The organism is Vibrio sp. 10N.261.52.C11, from assembly GCF_041471405.1.
GTDB classification, from domain to species: domain Bacteria; phylum Pseudomonadota; class Gammaproteobacteria; order Enterobacterales; family Vibrionaceae; genus Vibrio; species Vibrio crassostreae_C.
In genome coordinates this window covers 1-18,855 of sequence record NZ_JBFROI010000010.1, presented here as the reverse complement: position 1 = coordinate 18,855, position 18,855 = coordinate 1, and the positions used below count along the sequence as shown (strand labels likewise).

Here is an 18,855-nt window from a genome sequence, read left to right as displayed (position 1 = left end):
ACGTTTTCTTGAATTTTACATGGAAAGAGAAAACAACAATGAAAATAAGAAAACGTTTAGTTGCCGTTGCTATAGCCAGTGCTATGTCTTTGTCAGTGCATGCAAGTGAATCCGTTCAAATCGATCAACCGATCAACTTTACTAGCTTCTCTGGGTTAAACGCTCAGTTAGGAGTCAGTAACGCCTCTAGCTTCAAGATGGTGAAAGAAGTAAACCTGAAAAAGCGTGGTATCTATAAAGTTAAGATCCAGCAGAACATCTGGGGAACACCGGTATGGGGACATTACCTAAATGCCACCCAAAGTGTCCAAGGTGGCGCACTTAAGTCCGTTCAAGGTCGCTACCTTAAAACAACGACCTTAGAGCGATCTTTTGTTAAGCCATCAATCAACAGCGCTCAAGCGGTTGAACTCGCAAGTAAAGATCTAAAGACTCAAGGCTTAACCAGCAAATCTCTAGACAACGTTCAACATCAGCTATTTATCTATCAAGGCTCTGTGAAGCAAGGCATCGGACAGCAAAGCGTAGATAAAACACGACTAGTGTACGTTGTCTCTTACCTAGTAGAAGGCAGTGAACAGCCGACTCGACCGTTCACCATGCTAGACGCGCACACAGGCGAAGTCATCGACCGCTGGGAAGGTATTGCCCATGCTCAGATCGGCACTGGCCCTGGCGGCAACGAAAAAACCGGCATGTACGAATACGGCACCGACTACCACTACCTTGATGTTCAAGAAGTGGGCACAGAGTGTGTAATGGAGTCTGAAAATGTCGTTACCGTTGACCTTAATGGCGCGACCGACGGCGACACCACTTACAGCTATGAATGTCCTCGTAACGAATATAAAGCCGTGAACGGCGCATTCTCACCACTCAACGATGCCCATTACTTTGGCAACATCGTGTTCGATATGTATAAAAACTGGTTCGACACAGAGCCACTCTCCTTCAAGCTCATGATGCGTGTTCACTACGGTGAAAACTACGAGAATGCATTTTGGGACGGCAGAGCCATGACCTTTGGTGATGGGGAGAGCTTCTTTTACCCGCTTGTTAGCCTAGATGTATCAGCCCATGAAGTGAGCCACGGTTTCACTGAGCAAAACTCAGGTTTGATCTACGCAAACCAATCGGGCGGTATGAACGAAGCCTTCTCTGACATGGCCGGTGAAGCCGCAGAATACTATATGAAAGGCACCAACGACTGGATGGTCGGACGCAATATCTTTAAAGGCGAAGGTGCGCTGCGTTACATGGACGATCCATCACGCGATGGCTCTTCAATCAACAACGCATCCGAGTACTACGATGGCTTAAACGTGCACTACAGCTCTGGCGTGTTCAACAAGGCGTTCTACCATCTTGCAACCACACAAGGTTGGGACACCAAAAAAGCGTTCGAACTGTTCGTGCTAGCCAACCAGATCTACTGGTCTGAAAACAGTGACTTTTGGCAGGGCGCCTGTGGCGTGAAAAACTCAGCAACCGACCTTGGCTACAGTGCCGATGATGTTGTTTCTGCGTTTAACTTAGTGGGTGTATCACCGTGTGGCGAACCACCACTTCCACCAGAACCGGAATATCAACGCCTTGAAAACGGTGTTGAAGCCGCAGTTGCTGGTGAAACAGGCTCAAAAACTTACTTCGATATCGAAGTACCAGAAGGCCAAGACAAACTAACGATTGATCTTGCTGTGTCTACTGGTGATCCGGATATGTATGTTGGTCTAGGTTATGCGCCAAGCTCTCAAGAGAATATCTGTAAGAGTGAAAGCGTAACCGATGAAGTATGTGTAATTGAAAACCCAACAGCTGGTCGCTACACGGTGAACATTCTGGGTTACTCAGATTACGCAGGTGCAAATCTGAAAGCATCGTACGAATCAGGCAATGCTAACGTACCGCCAGTTTCTTCTTTCGAACACACGGTCGTAGGCAAAGAAGTAGAGCTGCGTAGCACAAGTTCGGACAGCGATGGCCAGATCGTCTCTTACCAATGGAACCTAGGCGATGGCAACACGCAAACCGGTGAAGTGACTCGTTATACCTACGCTGAAGCTGGCGACTACGTGGTGACTCTAACCGTGACTGACGATGCAGGCGTTGCAACATCAACCAGCAAGTCGATCACGATTGAAGGTGACTCAGCAGAAGGCTTCCCGCTAAAACTGAAGTTTGGTAACAAAAACCCGAACGGCAAAGCTCGCGTTAAGCTGGCATGGGATTACGACACCAACGACTACTTCGTGATTAAGCGCAATGGCAAGAATGTTGGTGCAACAGACTTCAACTCATACGTCGACAAGTTCCGTCATAACGGAACAGTAGATGTGGAGTACCAAGTGTGTACCTCAAGCGATATCTGTTCAGAAACCAAGCATTACCGTTTCATTAAAACACAATAATCGATAGTAAATTCAGGGCTCCGAAAGGGGCCCTTTTCGCGGTTAACTGTTCAGAAAATGAAACATCTACACAAAAACATCCACGTATTACACAAAAATCACCCCCATCAACATAACAATACTCACCATAAAAAGGACGATAAATGGCTATTCAAAAAAGCATGCTAGCTTTGGCTGTGCTCGGAGGCTCTTTAGCCTTAATCAACAGTACTTCGGCTTACGCATCCCTAGGTATCACACCACCAGCGAACGAAGAGGTTTGGATCACCACCGATGCGGACGCACAACATATTATGACTCAACATGGCGCAACGGTTTACCCAGGCGTGACCGGAAACAAGCATTCCATCGTCGCGAAAATCAACCAGAAAGAGCTGGCGAAACTATCTAGCCACATGCACGAAGAAACCCACCGTTGTGGTGGCTACATGGTGCACGAAGACAAAGCAAGCGCACTCAAAGCGGCAGCTATGCCACTGACCATGAGCAACTTCGAAAAGCCAGTTATCAGCCATCAAGATACGGTGAACGACCTACTCGCTCAGGTCGAGCCGAACAACATGGTCACGACCATCGAAAATCTAACCAACTTCACCAACCGTTTTTATACTACTTCTACTGGTGTCGCTGCTTCAGATTGGCTTTTAGAACGTTGGGAGACGGAAATTAAAGATGTGCCGTATGCGTCTGCACGCCAGATCACGCATGCCGAATACCCACAGAAATCCGTTGAAGTGACACTGCTTGGCGCTAAATATCCTGAAGAGATCGTCGTGGTTGGTGGACACCTTGATTCGACCGTTGGATCTTGGACAAGCGAAGGCACCATCTCACCGGGAGCCGATGATGATGCGTCTGGCATTGCAACGGTAACAGAGTCGCTTCGCCTGATGATCGCCAGTGGCATTCAACCAGACAAAACCATTAAGTTCTATGGTTATGCTGCTGAAGAAGTAGGGCTACGTGGCTCACAAGATGTCGCCAACGCTTTAAGAGATGAGCAAGCCAACGTTTTGTCCGTATTGCAATTAGACATGACCAACTACAACGGTTCTGCGCACGATATCACCTTCATCACGGACTACACCGACAGCAACCTCACCGCCTACTTAAGCGAGCTAATCGACACTTACGCGAGCGACATCAGTTACGGTTTTGATGATTGTGGCTATGCCTGTTCTGACCACGCATCTTGGCACAATGTTGGCTACCCAGCTGCCATGCCATTCGAAAGCATGTTCAATGATTACAACCCAAGTATTCATACCCAACACGACACGCTTGAGAATTCCGATCCAACCGCAACACACGCGACCAAGTTCGCTAAGTTGGCGATTGCTTACCTTGTCGAAACCAGCCTTGATTCACCGGTTGCTGGCCCTAAAGAGCTGCAAAATGACGTCCCCGTTGAAGGGCTTTCTGCAGGATATGGTGAAGAGCAATTTTTCACATTTACGACGGAAAGTGCAGGTCAGTTAACGGTAACATTAACAGGCCCTCGTAGTGGCGATGCCGACTTATATGTGAAACACAACGGCACCGTATCGAAAGCGAACTACGACTGCCGCCCATACCAGAACAGCAGCAACGAACAGTGTGTATTGAACAAGCCAGCGGGTGAGTTCAACATCATGGTGCGTGGCTATCGCAACTTCAGCGACGTATCTATCGTTGCTAATTTCGTTCCTGATTGGCTGTAAGGTTAATTGACTGACTAACTAACGTTAATCCGAACAAACATGGCGAAAACTAAAAACCCGCGAGCCCACGATCATAAATAGATTGGAGCTTGCGGATTTTTTATTGTCTTCGGAGAGCATCTCAACTTAATAACCTTTAGTTATCATCAAGCCGTCTTTTTCATTACCTTGCCACAGATGTACTCACCAATCGGCATTGCAGAGGTCGCAGCCGGTGATGGCGCGTTACATACATGTAAGCTTCTTGGGCTTTCGGCAAACAGGAAATCATGGACCAAGGTGCCATCCTTCAGTACCGCTTGAGCACGAATCCCAGCAGGATAAGGCTTAAAATCATCAACCGTAATACTCGGGCAGTATTTGTTCGCTAGCTTTAGATATCCCGGTTTCCACCACGAGTTCTTAAACTCGACCAAACCCGTTTTCAAGTGATTCGCAGTCACTTTCCAAAAACCCGCAAAGCTCAGCATCTGCCAAGTGTCCTTGAAGCTAAAGTTAAGCTTGCCATAACCTTCTCGCTTCCAGCCTTGAACTGCATTTGGCCCTACTGTTACGGAGCCATCAATCATGCGTGTTAAATGCACGCCCAAGAAAGGCAGTTCTGGGTCAGGGATCGGATAGATAAGATGATTCACCACTTGGTTGTGCTTAGCGTCTAACTGATAATACTCACCGCGATAAGGCACGATTTGGAAGTCGGTTTCGATGTCTAACATCTTGGTCATTCTATCGGCCATCAAGCCAGAACACGTGATCAAGAATCGACTGTTCAGTTGAAGAGTCTGACCATCTACTTTGCACGTTAACTGCACTTCATCTTCTTGCTCATCGGCCATGATCACTTCCGTACCAAGGCTAAGCTTACCACCCGCCTCAACAAACTCTTGAGCCATCACTTCGGTGACTTTTTTGTAGTCGACGATACTGGTGGTTTTGACATAAATCGCACCCAAACCCGTGATATTTGGCTCGGCAAGTTTGAGCTGAGCTTGATCCAACAAATCAACATCAATATCGTTATCGTGGCAACGCTGATAGAGCGCATTCATTCGCTCCACTTCTTGCTCATTGGTCGCGACCAACAACTTACCGCAGTTTTCGACGGGGATATCGTGTTGGCTACAAAAGGCGATGGTGCGCTCTACGCCGCGTTTACAAAAATCCGCCTTTAAACTGCCCGGAGCGTAGTAAACACCAGCATGAATCACCCCGCTATTATGGCCAGTTTGGTGCTGCGCGAAACCACGTTCCTTCTCGACTAAAAGGATACTTTTATCAGGGTGAGCTTGCTGTAATTGCCAAGCCGTCGACACGCCAACAATGCCGCCACCAACGATAATATAGTCGTATATTGAGTTCATAATATTCCTACATTCAATCCTTTTAATTATAGGGAAGACGCGACAGTGTTAGACCCGGTTTGAGGTAACTTTTTTTCCTCACTTTCTGATTCCATTTTCACTTGATTAGCATCGTATTTACGACCGCTGTAGATAAAGATGCCAACAAAAATGGCAACACATACCAAACGGATCACGACTGAAACATCAGGCCATACTAGAGCTATACCTACCGCAACCAACGCTACTCGAGTAATAATATTAACTTCGCTCTCTAGATAGCCTTCAATCGCCGCGATAAACGCGTAAGTACCAATAACAGCAAAGCCACCCGTGACTAACACGGAGATCACATCCCAACTTACCAAGTTAGTGTAGGCAATCAACAATGGTACTAAATACAAGCCTTTGGCTATCTTCCATGCCATTAATCCCGTTCTCATCGGGGGTGTTTTAGCAATGGTTGCAGCCGCAAATGCAGTTAAACAAACAGGCGGAGTCACGTTGCTGTCTTGCGATAGCCAGAAAATGATCAAGTGGGCAGAAAGCAGTGCAAGGCTGATCGCTTCTAAGCCAAGGCTCTGTTCAAGCAGAGTTTCCACAAAATCAGCAGGGACTAACGCAATCATCTCTTTGGCTGTTTCAAGTGCCATTGGCGCGTTCAGCAAATCAAGCTTATCTGGCGCAGCCAACATGAAGATAGCTTTCGCCTGTTCCGGTAACTGTCCCGAAACCAACAGGTCGAGCAACTGACTTTCAGCAATCAGTTTATACAAAGCTGGTGCAGACAGAGTACCCAACACGATATAAGCCGCGGTTACTGGTAACCCCATGCCCAGAATCAAAGACGCCAGTGCAATTAAGGCGATCATCACCAACAAATCGCCGTTCGCCCAGCTATTGATCATCAACGAGAAGGTGTTACCAATACCAGTCGTGCTGATCACGTTGATCACCAGACCAATGCCCACTAGCAACACAGCCGTGGTCGCCATGTTTTTTGCGCCTTGAGAAAGCGCTTCGATGATCGCCTTTGGACCCATTTTGTGATTTTTAGAGAACCATGAAGCCACCACGACAGACAGAATCGAGATGCCCGCAGCGTAAGTCGGCGTAAAGCCCTTCACCAACAGAGTCACTAACACCGCTAATGGGATCAGGTTGTGCCAACCCGACAGCAATACTTTCAATAGAGGTTCACAGCCAGAAGTCACCTTTTGCACACCACTGCGTTTTGCTTCGATGCGCACGAAGAATGCCACAGACAAAAAGTAGATAAGCGCAGGAACGAAGGAAACCGCAATAATATCGACATAAGGAATTTGCGTGTAAGAGGCCATGATGAACGCGCCCGCACCCATCACAGGTGGCATCAGCTGCCCGCCAGTAGATGCAGCCGCTTCAACACCTGCCGCGAAGCGCGAAGGGAAACCTGCCTTTTGCATCAAGGGAATACTGATCACGCCCGTCGATACTGTGTTTGCTACGCTCGACCCGGAGACAGAGCCCATCAAGCCGGAGCCAATAACGGCAATGAAACCAGGGCCACCAATCACTTTGCCCGCCGCGGCACGGGATACATCAATAATGTAGTCGCCGACACCAGATCGAACTAAAAATGCGCCAAATAAGATGAACATGAACACGAAGGTCCAACTGATTCTTGAGATCGAACCAAACATCCCTTCTGATGAGTAAAAGCTTCGATAAAGTAACGTCTCAAGGCTTAAACCCGGAAAATGAAAAATACCGCTGGTCCATTGTCCCCAAAGCACTACATAACTTAAGCACACTAAGATAAGCACTGGAATGAACCAGCCCATAGTGCGTCTAATCAGCTCAATGACGATGGCAATCGCCAAGATAGAGAAAAACCAATCACTGGCGATAAATTTTACGCCTCGGTCATACAACGCATCTTCGGCAAAGGGAATGTAGATAAGGCAAGCTAAAGCAGCCAAGGCAATCCCAATATCGATAGCTAATGCTATTTTGCTTTTTTTAAGCGAGACATGGGCGGGATACCAAAGTGCGCAAATGATTGCGAAACCAGCGAAATGCGTCGCCGAAATCCAAAGCTCTGGCAAGGTAGATAAGGTATTAAACCAAATATGTAGGAGGGAGAGTATCACTCCCATTGTCGTTATTGCTTTGCCTACCCAAGGGAAATCTGTTCGGGTAGGCAATTCGAATTTTTTCAGTTCCTGCTGCAGCGAATCGCTCATAGAAAACTCCTGCTCTCCACAGCCAAACGCGCAGAGAAAATCCATAAAGTAAGGTGGTGCGTTTTCACTTCAAATAATCGAACGAGCCGGAGACGGTCAAATCAAACAAAGTAGCCGAAACAGATGAAAACGCACCAAGCAATTAATTAACGCGAATATTCAGTTCACGCCAAATAGCGAGTTAAAGATAAATGGCTAATCGAAGACAAAGGGTTAGTCGACGATCAACTCAGAAGGGATTTCTATACCCACTTCTTTATAGTAACGAGCAGCACCTGGGTGAAGCGGAACAGGAAGGCCTGCGATCCCTTTCTCAAGTGCCATTGCTTTGGTTGCTTTGTGGATACCTTGTAGGAAAGGTAGGTTTTCATAGATAGCTTTGGTCAGTTGATACACATCTTCTTCAGAAATGTCTTCACGAACCGCTAGGAAGTTAGGTTGGGCAATCGTAGTAATTGGTTTATCGACACCTGGATAAGTGTTTGCTGGGATCTCATACTTGGTCCAAATATTGTAATCACCATTCGCTTGTTTGATTTGTGCATCGGTAAACGACAAGATTTGAATATCTTCACCCAAGGCAGCAAAGGCTTGTGTTACCGCACCAACAGGCACACCAGCAGGCGTATTCATGCCATCAATTGTGCCATTTTGTAATGCGCTCGCACTGCCACCATAACCCATAAAGGCGAGTTTAAATTGTTCTGGGTCCACGGATAAGCCTTGCATGATTTGACGACCTGAGTTTTCAGTCCCAGAGTTCTTCTTACCGATAGAGAATTTCTTACCGTTTAGGTTCTCTAGATCGCTTACCGTACCTGTTTTTGCTAGATCTGAACGCACAATAAAGTGTTCTACGTTTTGCCATAACATGGAAACTGAACGCAGTTGAGTTTGTCTGCCAGATTTCTCATATGGCCCTAAACCCTGCCAAGCCCAAGCACCATACAAACCTTGTAGAATAGCGAACTGAGCTTCGTTCTCGTTCAACAACTTTACGTTCTCACCCGAGCCCGCAGAGCTGATAGCCGCTAAAGAAAAATGCTGCTTAGGCGCAAGCTTAACTTTACTCAATGTCGCTAAGGCCACACCCACTGGATAATAGGTACCACCCGTTGAAGCCGTCGCTAAAATATAGCTGCGATCTTCTTCAGCTGACGCATTACTGATAAGGCCAAGAGAAGCCATTGCTAGCGCTAAAGTTTTAACCAGCTTGTTGTATTTCATTGTTACTCTCCATGTAGGGTTATTCACGTTATATTTTTGTTAACAACAATCACTAGATAGCAAGCACAATGCCAGTTTTTAACCATTTGTTTTAATTTACTTTTATTTTAAAACCTATTTAAAATAAGCCGTTTTTTGCTTATTCCCCTGTTATTAAGTAAGCCATTTTTGGCTTATCGGCTACCGGAATTAACACCTGTAGATCGGGAAGCAAGTCACACCATGTTGCAGTTGTGTGATCAATGTATGTAAATTGATCAATATGCAATGAGCCATTTATTGCTCATTAAAAATCAACAAGCACTGCGATGAAGCCGCTCTCTAAGGGTCAACATAGTCACTTCGATTTAACCCATAACGCACCATCTTTTGGTTCAATGTTCGACGAGGTAAATCCAAATCTTGCATCACGTCATTGATACGCCCTTTATAACGAACTAAGGCATCATGAATCACTTTCCTTTCAAAGCTCTGTACTTGAACCGCCAAAGGGATGCCCGCCGTTGTGGACTCTGTGACAGAATTGGGACGACACGCCAAAATATCCCCAACGGTCAAGCTTTCATCCAATGCAAAACGAATCGCAACATTACGCAGTTCACGCACATTGCCCGGCCACGCATACGAGAGCAGTGCATAGCGATCAGCCTCACTGGCTATACGTGTTTCGGAATTGGCTTCTTGGGTGAAGTGTTCAAACAAAAGTAAGGCATCTTCTTCACGCTCACTGAGTGGAGGCAAATGCAGCTGGGCAACATTCAAACGATAGAATAGATCTTGGCGAAAGTCGGGGTGATTCAGTAGATCGCTTTTCGAGGCAGAGACCACTCGTAGATCAACATGTTGTTGCTGATTCCCCCCCACGCGTTCGACGACATTATCTTGCAAGGTGCGCAGCACTTTTACCTGCATCGACAGCGGCATACTCTCTATTTCATCAAGGAACACTGTGCCTTTGTCGGCAAATTCCAGCTTACCAATGCGTCGTTTGGCCGCACCAGTAAACGCTCCGGCTTCGTGTCCAAACAGCTCGCTTTCAAAGAGATTTTCTGGGATTGCGCCACAGTTGAGCGGAACAAACGGATGGGTTTTACGTTGGCTGAATTCATGTAAGCAAGAGGCGACCAGCTCTTTACCACAACCCGTTTCACCATAGATGATCACGTTGGTGTCTATGGAAGCGACTTTCTGGATTTGCTCGCGCAGTTCACACATCACTTTACTGCGACCGATCAGCACCTGTTCAATGCCCTTAAGGTTATCCAGATAGTTCTGACGACTGTTTCTGTCTTGGCCACTTTGATGTTTATCTACCGCTTCCGATACCGTTTGAGACAGACGCTCTGGGTCGAATGGCTTCTCAATGAAGTCATAGGCACCTTGCTGTAAGGCTTTCACCGCCATATCGACATCACCATGCCCAGTAATCAAAATAACAGGCACATCTGGCACAAGACCTTTGAAACGCCCTAGCAGATCAACACCATCAATATCAGGTAAACGAACATCGGTGATAATGGTTTGAAAATCACCCTGCTCTACGGCGTTTAACGCATCTTGTCCTACTTCAAATGCGGTGACATCGAAGCCCGCCAGCTGCAACCATTGGCTGGTTGCTTGACGCACAATCGCGTCATCTTCAATTAAAGCAATACGCTGCATAGTTTGGTTCCGCCACTCTACATCTGATTAATATCGTCCACGGTATGTAAAAAAACCTCAGACGAAAAGGAGCTAGCTCCCACTTTGAATAACACTCCTTTAACAGTTTAATAATGTTTGTTAGCTTCGATTTGTCTCACTCTCCATTCGCTTAAAAAGCAAACATAAAACCTTGTCAAACCACTAGCTCAAAGAGGCAAGCCACTAATTTTAAAGGGATTTGATCAGAAATGATGAATAACAATCGATATTGGTTATTCCTGTGTACCTGTTTATTGATTGGTTTGGTGCAGGTCACCACCAAGAATGGCATCAGCCAGTGGAAGCTTGAACAAGCCCAACGCTATGCCGAACAGCGCTTCCTTGGCTACATTGCCGAAGCAAGGCGAACCCTTAAGCGTTTCTATTATCTGCCCTACCTAGTAACCAATGATGAAACCAGTGTGCGCTTCATTGATGGTGAAGCCCGCCTAGAAAAACGCATTAAGAAGCAGCTGATTCAATTGGATAAAGCCGCCAACACCAAGGGCTGGTATCTGCTTTCTGGCGAAGGGGACTTGTTGGTATCGAGTGTTGAAAGAAGCAAACTGAGCAATAAGAACGCCAGTACAATTGTTTCGAAGATCCACCAACAAGGTGGTGCGATTTCAGTGGTGACAAAAAACAAAGGCGTGACACCCGATTACTTCATAGCGGCACCCGTATATCGAGCCTCTGATGTGGTTGGCATTGTCGCGGTGCAAATCGATTTGTCATTGTTAACCGATCAATGGTTTGCCGATGGTGAGGCGATACTGTTTCAGAACCCTCGCGATCAGTTCTTTCTCTCCAGTGACAACAGGTTGAGTGCCGATTGGTTCAATGACACCTTCAATTCTCAGCCCACAGCGACAAAACGTGAGCTGTATGACCAAACCCATATTCGCGTGTGGCGATTGCAAGATAAAGATTACCTAATTCAGTCCATCAAGTTAGACGATCTGAATTGGCGTTTAACCTACCTAACGCCATTAACCAGCCTCAACCAGACCACGAACTGGATCAGCTGGAGTGTGGCGGTTGGCTGTCTTTTCATTCTGTTACTGTTGGTTATTCTTTACCAAAGACGCCAGAAAAAGCTCAGCAATCTGAGAATCCAAAAGCTTATCGAAGAGTCTGAGAAACGACTGTCTGGGATGATCAATAAAACCCATGTTGGGTTAATACTGATCGATAAACACGGACGCATTCACGATATCAACCTGATGGCGAAGAACTACTTTTCACTATCTGATTCAATGATCAATAACATCAAGGCGTGGCAGTTATTTGAGGCAGGTAACCCGAATTCAACCACCTTGCAACTGCTCAAAAACTTAGAGCAGCATCAAGAGCTGGCCGAGATAACTAGCGTCGAAACCATGGCAAGACGCAGCGATGGCAGCTACTTCCCTGTTTTATTCTCTATTAGCGCCTTTCCTTGGCATGCGACGACTTACTACCTGTGTACCGTAATCGATATCAGCAAACGTAAGAAAGCCGAAATTGCGGTGCAAAACGCCAATAAAACGCTACAACTGCGGGTCGAAGAGCGAACTCAAGATCTAAAAGATGCGCAGCAAGAACTTGTCGAATCTAGCAAACTGGCTGCACTAGGGCGGATGTCGAGTGCGATTACTCATGAACTCAATCAGCCGCTTACTGGCCTAAAAACCCTACTTTCGAGTAACCAGTTGCTGATGGAAAGAGGCGAGACTAAGATGCTGAAAGCGAACATGGATCTGGTGATGAGCCTAATCGACCGAATGGCTAACATGACTAGCCAGCTGAAGTCGTTCGCCTTTCAAAGGCTTGAGAAACCTTATCCTGTTTCCCTAACAGACGCACTGCAAGAAACCCTGCGTATTCATCAAACCGAGCTAGACAGCGTCGATATTCGTGTGCGTGTCGCTTCCAATATTTCGATGGTAATGGGAGAAGAGGCGCGACTTCGTCAAGTGCTTGGTAACCTGCTTAGAAACGCTGTCGATGCCACGCAGAATCAGAAACCAGCAACCATTGTGATCAGCGCTCATACCGAGCAACAACGCGTGATCATCAAGGTTCAAGATAACGGTTGTGGTGTGTCTGAAGATCAACTCGAAACCATTTTCGAACCATTTCATACCAACAAAAAGATGGGCGAAGGCTTGGGGCTCGGGTTGGCTATCACAGCGAACAACGTGCGCGATATGCAAGGCACATTAATAGCGAAGAACAATTCAGACCAAGGCATGACATTTACGTTAACACTAAACAATAGCGATAGTGAGTAGTTACTTACACAGACCTTGAACTCCACATTCTATTGAAGCGCTAGAACTAAAAAACCGCCCACAGAGGGCGATTTTGATTCACTTATTGGCGTGTGACTTATTCACTAATCCGTTAACGACTTACTCAGCCAACTGCTTCAACAAAAGCTCTGTCGGGCGAACAATCGCGATAATCGATTCGTCGTAGATTTTCGCCGAATCAGACAGTATCGCTTGATAGGCATTCACGTCTGCTGCTCTTACTTTCTCGCCTGCTTGTGCTTTAGCAATCAAGGTTAACGCCAAGTCTGCGACTTCAACGGTTTTCTCTGCAACCACCACGGTATCGACCGAAGACACGTTACCAGCGAAGACAGTTTCCGCCGCTAGTGCAGCTGATTTTGCTTGCTGATAATGCTCTGCAAGTTGCTCTAGCGCCTGTTGATTGCCTGTCGCCACTTCATTGACCAAGTCTTGCATCTCATACACCGCGTAGCTTTCTACTGGCAAAGCATCCACGAAGCGATTTAGGCGCTCGTATTGGCTGTACAAGGTGCCCTTAGGTTCAGTGGAGTTCCACTTTTCCCAGTTGCGAGCATAGTATTGAGCCGGCTCGGTGTATTTCGCTAGCACGCGCAGGTCGTGAATATCTTGGCCTTTGGCAATGCGCTTCAACAGCATATCAGCATCTGCGTGATGACGTAGCCCTACCGATACTTCCGACCATGTATCCATTGCTTTCATGCGCTTATACATACTGCGTTCGTCTGTCAGTTCTGCATCCGACCAGAAACGTTCTGCAATTGCATAACTGCGAGGCCATAGGTAGTTTTCGACCGTGAGGCTGTCTTTGTTTTCTAGCCACATGGTGATCTCGCCGCCTAAAATCAGCTCTTTTTCTTTGTCGGTTAGCTCCGCGGGGTAGCCTCCGTTTGGCTCAGGGATCACGCTGCCTTCTACATCGCTGCTCGCAATCACTTCGCCTGTGGTTGGCCAGCGCACGTTACCAATTAACTGATAGCTGCCTTCCGCAAACCCATTTGGATTCAAGTTCAGGTTGAATTCGGTATACGACATGAAGTTATCGAAGTGGCCGACAAAGGTTTTACCCGGCACATAATCAAGGATGTAGATCTCTTCACGAGACTTACCGTTGTAATCACTGAACGCGCGGAAAGTACCGTCTTGCGCTTCAATGATAGTCAGTGTTCCCTTACGTGGGCTGCCTTTAGAGCGAGGCTTTTGCCATTGGTAAGTCACAAACTTCTCACCACTGTGCAGCTTATCGTCAACCGTGATGCCACTTGGCATTGGATCATTGCGATAGTGGTAACTGGTTGGCTGAGGTTGGTCTAGGTAGTAACCCGTAGACAGAATACCTGGGTAGCCCTCTTTCGCCGCACGACCGATACTGTCGTGTCCTTGCCAGCTTTGAATCACGATAGAAGTTGGCAGATCTTTATGCCAAATCTCATCCCAACCCGTCATCTTCTTGCCACGCTCTTCCAGCATCTTTTCAACTTTTACGTTGAGGTAAGACTGTAAGCCGCGCTCGCCATCGATATTGTTCTCTTCGATGAACTGTTGGTGCTTTTCGCTGTTTTTCCATTGCGCATAGTTCGGCTCATCGCCACCAATGTGGAAGTACTCGTCTGGGAACAGTTCTGTCACTTCATCAAACACGTCGCCCAGCATTTCATAGAGCTCTGGGTTAAGTGGGTCCATCAATGGCTCAAATACACCCCAGCCACGTTCTTGTTCGTAGCTTTGACCTTCACCACCCGACATCAAGCGTGGGTAAGCGTGCGCCACAGCAGAAGAGTGTCCCGGCAGTGAAACTTCTGGAATAACACGAATACCAAGATTACGAGCGTATTCCACTAAGTAACGGACTTGGTCTTTGGTGTAGTAGTTACCATCAGCGGTTTCAGACCACAAACGTGGCCAAGATTCCGTTTGAATGCGGATACCTTGATCGTCCCAGAAGTGCCAATGGAACACGTTCATTTTCGCAGAAGCCATCGCATCTAGCTGACGAATCAACACATCAAATTCAATGAAGTGACGCGAGGTATCGTAAGAGACTCCACGCCAACGAAAGCGGGGCTCATCAACAATGGTTACGGCAGGAATATGGTAGCCAGTTGCTGTGGTTTCAACGAGCTGTAAAAGGGTTTCGATGCCGTGAATAGCGCCATATGGGCTTGGTGCGCTCAGCGTGATTTGCTCACCCTGAGTCGTAATTTTGTAAGACTCTACAGAGTCGATGTTCTGTACTTCAGACTTTGGCGCCGCGTCGATATCAATGATCAGGTTCGCTTCGTCTGCGCTATCAACCTGCCAGTTTAGAATCGGCACGCCAGTTTGGCGCTCTAGGCGATCGATAAAGCGTTTCGCGGTGTATTCAACGCGATCAGAGTTAAAGCCTTTGATGTAAACCTTGAAGTTACCGTCGACCTTAACTTGCCCAGCTTGCAGCTCGACTGTTTGTGGATACGGCATTAAATTTAGATCGGTATTCGGAGCCATTGCTAACGCCATTGGGGACACTACTGAACTTGAAATCAATAGAGACAATATAGTTTTTTTCATTATTAGTTTTCCTATATAACGGACGTTCTGTTTTGTTTATCGGAGGCGATTCACAAAACAGAACCTTCAGCCACTGCTGTTGTTTATCGTGAGCTCAAAGCCTATCGTCTGTGAAAAACGAATGAGCTCACAAACTTATGATTAGCTAACCAACTCAACCGCTTCACGAACCAACACCGCGATCTCATCCCACTGTTCGTTCTCGATCATCTTTGGAGAAACCATCCACGTGCCACCGCAACATACGACGCGATCAACGGCTAAGTAATCATTCACGTTGTGTTTGCCGATACCGCCCGTTGGCATTAGTGACACATCAACGTAAGGCGCTAGCAAAGATTTCACCATGTTGATGCCGCCAGACGCTTCTGCTGGGAAAAACTTCAAGAAGTTAAGACCAAGCTCTAGCGCTTGCTCTACTTGGCTTGGGTTGTTTACGCCCGGAACGATTGGCATGCCGATCTCTTGGCAGCGTTTTACGGTGTTTGGGTTCAGGCCCGGAGCCACAATGAACTCACTGCCTGACTCTTTCGCTAAGTCGATCTGTGCTGGCGTTAATACTGTGCCTGCACCGATACACATCTCTGGGTACGCATCGCGCATTGCACGAATCGCGTCTGCTGCCGCGTCTGTACGGAATGTAACTTCAGCAACGGGTAGGCCGTTTTCTACCAACACTTTTGCCAGTGGAATCGCATGTTCCACCTTGTTGATTTGGATAACAGGGATAACTTTGAACTGCATAAGTGTGTTGATCATTTCTTGAGACATAATAAATTCGCTTTGTTTTTCTATTTTTTAATTAAGTGATTCATAGCGCTCACAGGGATGATGGCGCCAGAGTATTGGATAACAATGGAAGCCAGTTGATGGCCAAGTTCGGCTGCGTCGGTGGCGCTCTCGCCAGTAAGACGCGCAGCTAAATAGCCCGCAGCGAATGAATCGCCCGCAGCACAGGTGTCGACCACGTTAGAAACACGAGTCGCTGAGACATAATTCTCAATAATGTTGCCCTGTTCAACTTGAACAATCTTGCATGGCTCGCAGCCACGTTTGATGACGATCTCTTGGCAACCCAAACGAAGGCAGCGTTGTTGAACGCTCTCTGAGTTACCCCAGACAAGCAGGTCGTCGTCTTCGGTAATCAAGGCGATGTCCACCAGCGGCAGTAACTTGGCGTACCAATGTTGAGCTTGTTCAGTGCTCCAAAGTTGCGGGCGATAGTTATTATCAAAAATCACCTTGCCGCCTTGATTTGAGAACACGCTAATCGCTTTGAATAAACGCTCGCGAGAGACATCATCCAAGATCGCGATACTGATACCGCTGATGTAAACCGCGTCGACTTGCTTCTCTGTCAGGGCGATTTCAAGCTTGTTTAAGTTATCGATTTGAAAATAGAACTTTACCGCCGCATCGTTGCGCCAGTAGTGAAAATGTCGCTCACCCGTTTCATCGGTTTCGACCATGTAGAGTCCAGGAAGCTTGTTCGCAATGCGTTCAACGAAATTGGTTTGAATACCTTCGAGCTGCCAGCTATCAATCATATTTTGAGACAGTTCATCGCTACCAAGACCTGTCGCATAGTGCACAGAGAGGTTTTGATGTTGAGTTAAGCGAGAAAGGTAAAGTGCGGTATTAAGTGTGTCACCGCCAAACTTTTTGGTTAATGGAGAGCCGCTGATTTCGACCATACATTCGCCGAAGAAAGCAATATTGAACAGAGAAGATGCAGGCATAGCCGATCCTAAAATAGAGAGATATATGTGGGAGAAGGCCCTGCCACTAAGCAGGGCCTGAATTAAGCAAACCAGTTGTGGAGACTAGGTTTAGCTTGTTTGATTTGCAGGACGTTGAGGTGCCGCTTCTTCTTCAAGTACGCCAGTCTCAGACATTTCCATCTCCATCAGAGCACGCTCGTCATCAAGAATCGCTTTTGCCATTTCAGGTGTTACTTGGTTAGCCGGAGTCACTAGGCTCACAACCACACCTGCCGTTAGAGCAAACAGACATGATGGGATAACTGGGTTGCCCCAGAAGGCTGTGTAGTCAGCGTTTAACATTACTACGAATGAAGCTACAGAAGCACCCGCTAGTGTTGCAAGCGCACCTTGCCAGTTGTAGCGTTTCCAGAATTTACCCAACATACCGCACACAAACATGCCCGACATAACCGTTGAAATCATCTTAGTGATGTAGCCAATGATGTCGTTTGACGTCAGTGCGAACAGTAGTGCGAAGCCAATCACCACAACCAAAGCTAGACGAGAGTAGTTCAACATTGATTCTTTGTTTGGTACGCGGCCTGTGAACATCACGTACACGTCACGCAGTAGGATAGATACACCGGCAATCGCATCTGAGCTTGCACTCGACATGGTTGCAGATAGACCTGCGATAAGAACAATCATGCCTACGCCAACTGGAAGAACCGTTGCAGCTACGTATGGGAACGAGTAGTTCGGGTTATCCAATGATGGGTCGATTGCGTGCGCAGCCATACCAATGATTGCTGGAATAATAGAGAAGAAAAGGTACAACACACCAGAAGCGACAAATGAGCGACGGATAGTTGAAACATCTTTACCAGAGTAGATACGCTGACGGAATGAAGGTGTTGCAAGTACGCCCACACCGATAACCACAGCCAGAGAAACAGCAGGCAGAATGCCCAGTTTATCGATTGCTAAAAAGCTTGTAGCAGCAGGGTCCATCGCAGCGTAAAGGTTATCCATGCCACCAATGTGATCAACAGACATTACCGCCATTAGGATGAAGCCAGCAAAAAGGATGATTGCTTGAATCGTATCGGTCCATACAACTGCTGTGTAACCACCGATAACAACGTAGATAGTGAAAGCTGCAGCAATAATAATTTTCGCAAGGTTAAGGTCGATGTCTGCAATCCACGCTAGGTACATGCCGCCACCTAGAATGTGCGCACCTAACCAACCGATTGACGCGATAAAGATAAGTAGGCCAACCACGTTTTTTACGATTCGGTTAGCGCCAACGTAATAAGCCAGCTCTTCACTCATGGTCATGAAGTTCAGTTTACGAACCGGAGCAAACCAAAGTGCAAGCAATAGGATGCCCACAGCACCGCCAATTCCGTACAGAGCACCTGCCCAGCCATTTGCGTAGCCGAAGCCAACCGCGCCCATACTTGAACCCGTGCCGACCATAGTCGCAACCGTTGTACCAAGTACTAAGAATAATGGCAGGCCACGGCCGCCTAATAAGAAATCTTCGCCAGATTTTTGATTACGCGAGACAAACCAGCCTAACCAAATTAGAAAACATACGTACACGCCGAAGCCTGTAAGAAAAAGTGTGCTGTTCATTTGACACCTCTCAGTGAAATATTGAGTTCATTCTTGAACTTTATTTATGATTCATTCATTTTTATATTTCATATAATTACTTTA

At 46.9% G+C, this 18,855-nt stretch carries 11 protein-coding genes; 3 read left to right on the top strand and 8 right to left on the bottom strand.

Annotated features, from left to right (window positions below; all coding sequences use genetic code 11):
* Positions 1 to 38 precede the first annotated feature (38 nt).
* Both AB4323_RS03360 and AB4323_RS03355 read left to right on the top strand, forming a co-directional pair.
* On the top strand, positions 39 to 2,408 hold the full coding sequence (locus tag AB4323_RS03360; RefSeq protein WP_372151613.1) for a M4 family metallopeptidase: 2,370 nt from the start codon (positions 39 to 41) through the stop codon (positions 2,406 to 2,408).
* A 143-nt stretch (positions 2,409 to 2,551) separates the two neighbouring features.
* Entirely contained in the window at positions 2,552 to 4,108 is a 1,557-nt protein-coding gene (locus AB4323_RS03355; protein ID WP_372151612.1) for a M28 family metallopeptidase, read from the top strand.
* A 146-nt stretch (positions 4,109 to 4,254) separates the two neighbouring features.
* Here the strand turns inward: AB4323_RS03355 and lhgO are convergent, their stop codons facing one another.
* The 4 genes from lhgO to AB4323_RS03335 form a co-directional block, all read right to left on the bottom strand.
* Positions 4,255 to 5,469, bottom strand: a complete 1,215-nt coding sequence (lhgO, locus tag AB4323_RS03350) for an L-2-hydroxyglutarate oxidase (protein ID WP_372151610.1) — start codon at positions 5,467 to 5,469, stop codon at positions 4,255 to 4,257.
* A gap of 26 nt (positions 5,470 to 5,495) precedes the next feature.
* Entirely contained in the window at positions 5,496 to 7,673 is a 2,178-nt protein-coding gene (locus AB4323_RS03345; protein ID WP_065584462.1) for a TRAP transporter permease, read from the bottom strand.
* Between the two features lie 213 nt (positions 7,674 to 7,886).
* Positions 7,887 to 8,900 carry a TAXI family TRAP transporter solute-binding subunit gene (locus AB4323_RS03340; protein ID WP_371724761.1) on the bottom strand — a complete coding sequence of 338 codons (1,014 nt, stop codon included), beginning with the start codon at positions 8,898 to 8,900 and terminating at the stop codon, positions 7,887 to 7,889.
* A gap of 321 nt (positions 8,901 to 9,221) precedes the next feature.
* Positions 9,222 to 10,562: a sigma-54 dependent transcriptional regulator gene (locus AB4323_RS03335; protein WP_102321268.1), complete on the bottom strand. Its 1,341-nt coding sequence runs from the start codon at positions 10,560 to 10,562 to the stop codon at positions 9,222 to 9,224.
* 230 nt (positions 10,563 to 10,792) lie between these two features.
* On the opposite strand from AB4323_RS03335, the gene AB4323_RS03330 reads away from it, so the two are divergent.
* Positions 10,793 to 12,856, top strand: coding sequence for an ATP-binding protein (locus AB4323_RS03330; protein WP_372151608.1), 2,064 nt, complete (start codon positions 10,793 to 10,795; stop codon positions 12,854 to 12,856).
* A gap of 120 nt (positions 12,857 to 12,976) precedes the next feature.
* On the opposite strand, the gene AB4323_RS03325 is transcribed toward AB4323_RS03330, so the two are convergent.
* The 4 genes from AB4323_RS03325 to AB4323_RS03310 form a co-directional block, all read right to left on the bottom strand.
* Positions 12,977 to 15,427, bottom strand: a complete 2,451-nt coding sequence (locus tag AB4323_RS03325) for a family 20 glycosylhydrolase (RefSeq protein ID WP_372151606.1) — start codon at positions 15,425 to 15,427, stop codon at positions 12,977 to 12,979.
* A gap of 141 nt (positions 15,428 to 15,568) precedes the next feature.
* Complete coding sequence (locus tag AB4323_RS03320) at positions 15,569 to 16,198, bottom strand: bifunctional 4-hydroxy-2-oxoglutarate aldolase/2-dehydro-3-deoxy-phosphogluconate aldolase (RefSeq protein ID WP_372116837.1); 630 nt, start codon at positions 16,196 to 16,198, stop codon at positions 15,569 to 15,571.
* Positions 16,199 to 16,218: 20 nt separating this feature from the next.
* Entirely contained in the window at positions 16,219 to 17,166 is a 948-nt protein-coding gene (locus tag AB4323_RS03315) for a sugar kinase (RefSeq protein ID WP_372151604.1), read from the bottom strand.
* A gap of 90 nt (positions 17,167 to 17,256) precedes the next feature.
* Positions 17,257 to 18,771 (bottom strand): sodium:solute symporter family protein, encoded by a 1,515-nt coding sequence (locus AB4323_RS03310; RefSeq protein WP_048660497.1) that lies wholly within the window; start codon positions 18,769 to 18,771, stop codon positions 17,257 to 17,259.
* Positions 18,772 to 18,855: the final 84 nt, after the last annotated feature.

Excerpts from the sequence above, each read along its gene's own strand:
- AB4323_RS03360 (WP_372151613.1), top strand. The coding sequence starts at position 39 with ATGAAAATAAGAAAACGTTTAGTTGCCGTTGCTATAGCCAGTGCTATG.
- lhgO (WP_372151610.1), bottom strand. The coding sequence starts at position 5,469 with ATGAACTCAATATACGACTATATTATCGTTGGTGGCGGCATTGTTGGC.
- AB4323_RS03315 (WP_372151604.1), bottom strand. The coding sequence starts at position 17,166 with ATGCCTGCATCTTCTCTGTTCAATATTGCTTTCTTCGGCGAATGTATG.
- AB4323_RS03325 (WP_372151606.1), bottom strand. The coding sequence starts at position 15,427 with ATGAAAAAAACTATATTGTCTCTATTGATTTCAAGTTCAGTAGTGTCC.
- AB4323_RS03355 (WP_372151612.1), top strand. The coding sequence starts at position 2,552 with ATGGCTATTCAAAAAAGCATGCTAGCTTTGGCTGTGCTCGGAGGCTCT.
- AB4323_RS03335 (WP_102321268.1), bottom strand. The coding sequence starts at position 10,562 with ATGCAGCGTATTGCTTTAATTGAAGATGACGCGATTGTGCGTCAAGCA.
- AB4323_RS03310 (WP_048660497.1), bottom strand. The coding sequence starts at position 18,771 with ATGAACAGCACACTTTTTCTTACAGGCTTCGGCGTGTACGTATGTTTT.
- AB4323_RS03330 (WP_372151608.1), top strand. The coding sequence starts at position 10,793 with ATGATGAATAACAATCGATATTGGTTATTCCTGTGTACCTGTTTATTG.
- AB4323_RS03345 (WP_065584462.1), bottom strand. The coding sequence starts at position 7,673 with ATGAGCGATTCGCTGCAGCAGGAACTGAAAAAATTCGAATTGCCTACC.
- AB4323_RS03320 (WP_372116837.1), bottom strand. The coding sequence starts at position 16,198 with ATGTCTCAAGAAATGATCAACACACTTATGCAGTTCAAAGTTATCCCT.
- AB4323_RS03340 (WP_371724761.1), bottom strand. The coding sequence starts at position 8,900 with ATGAAATACAACAAGCTGGTTAAAACTTTAGCGCTAGCAATGGCTTCT.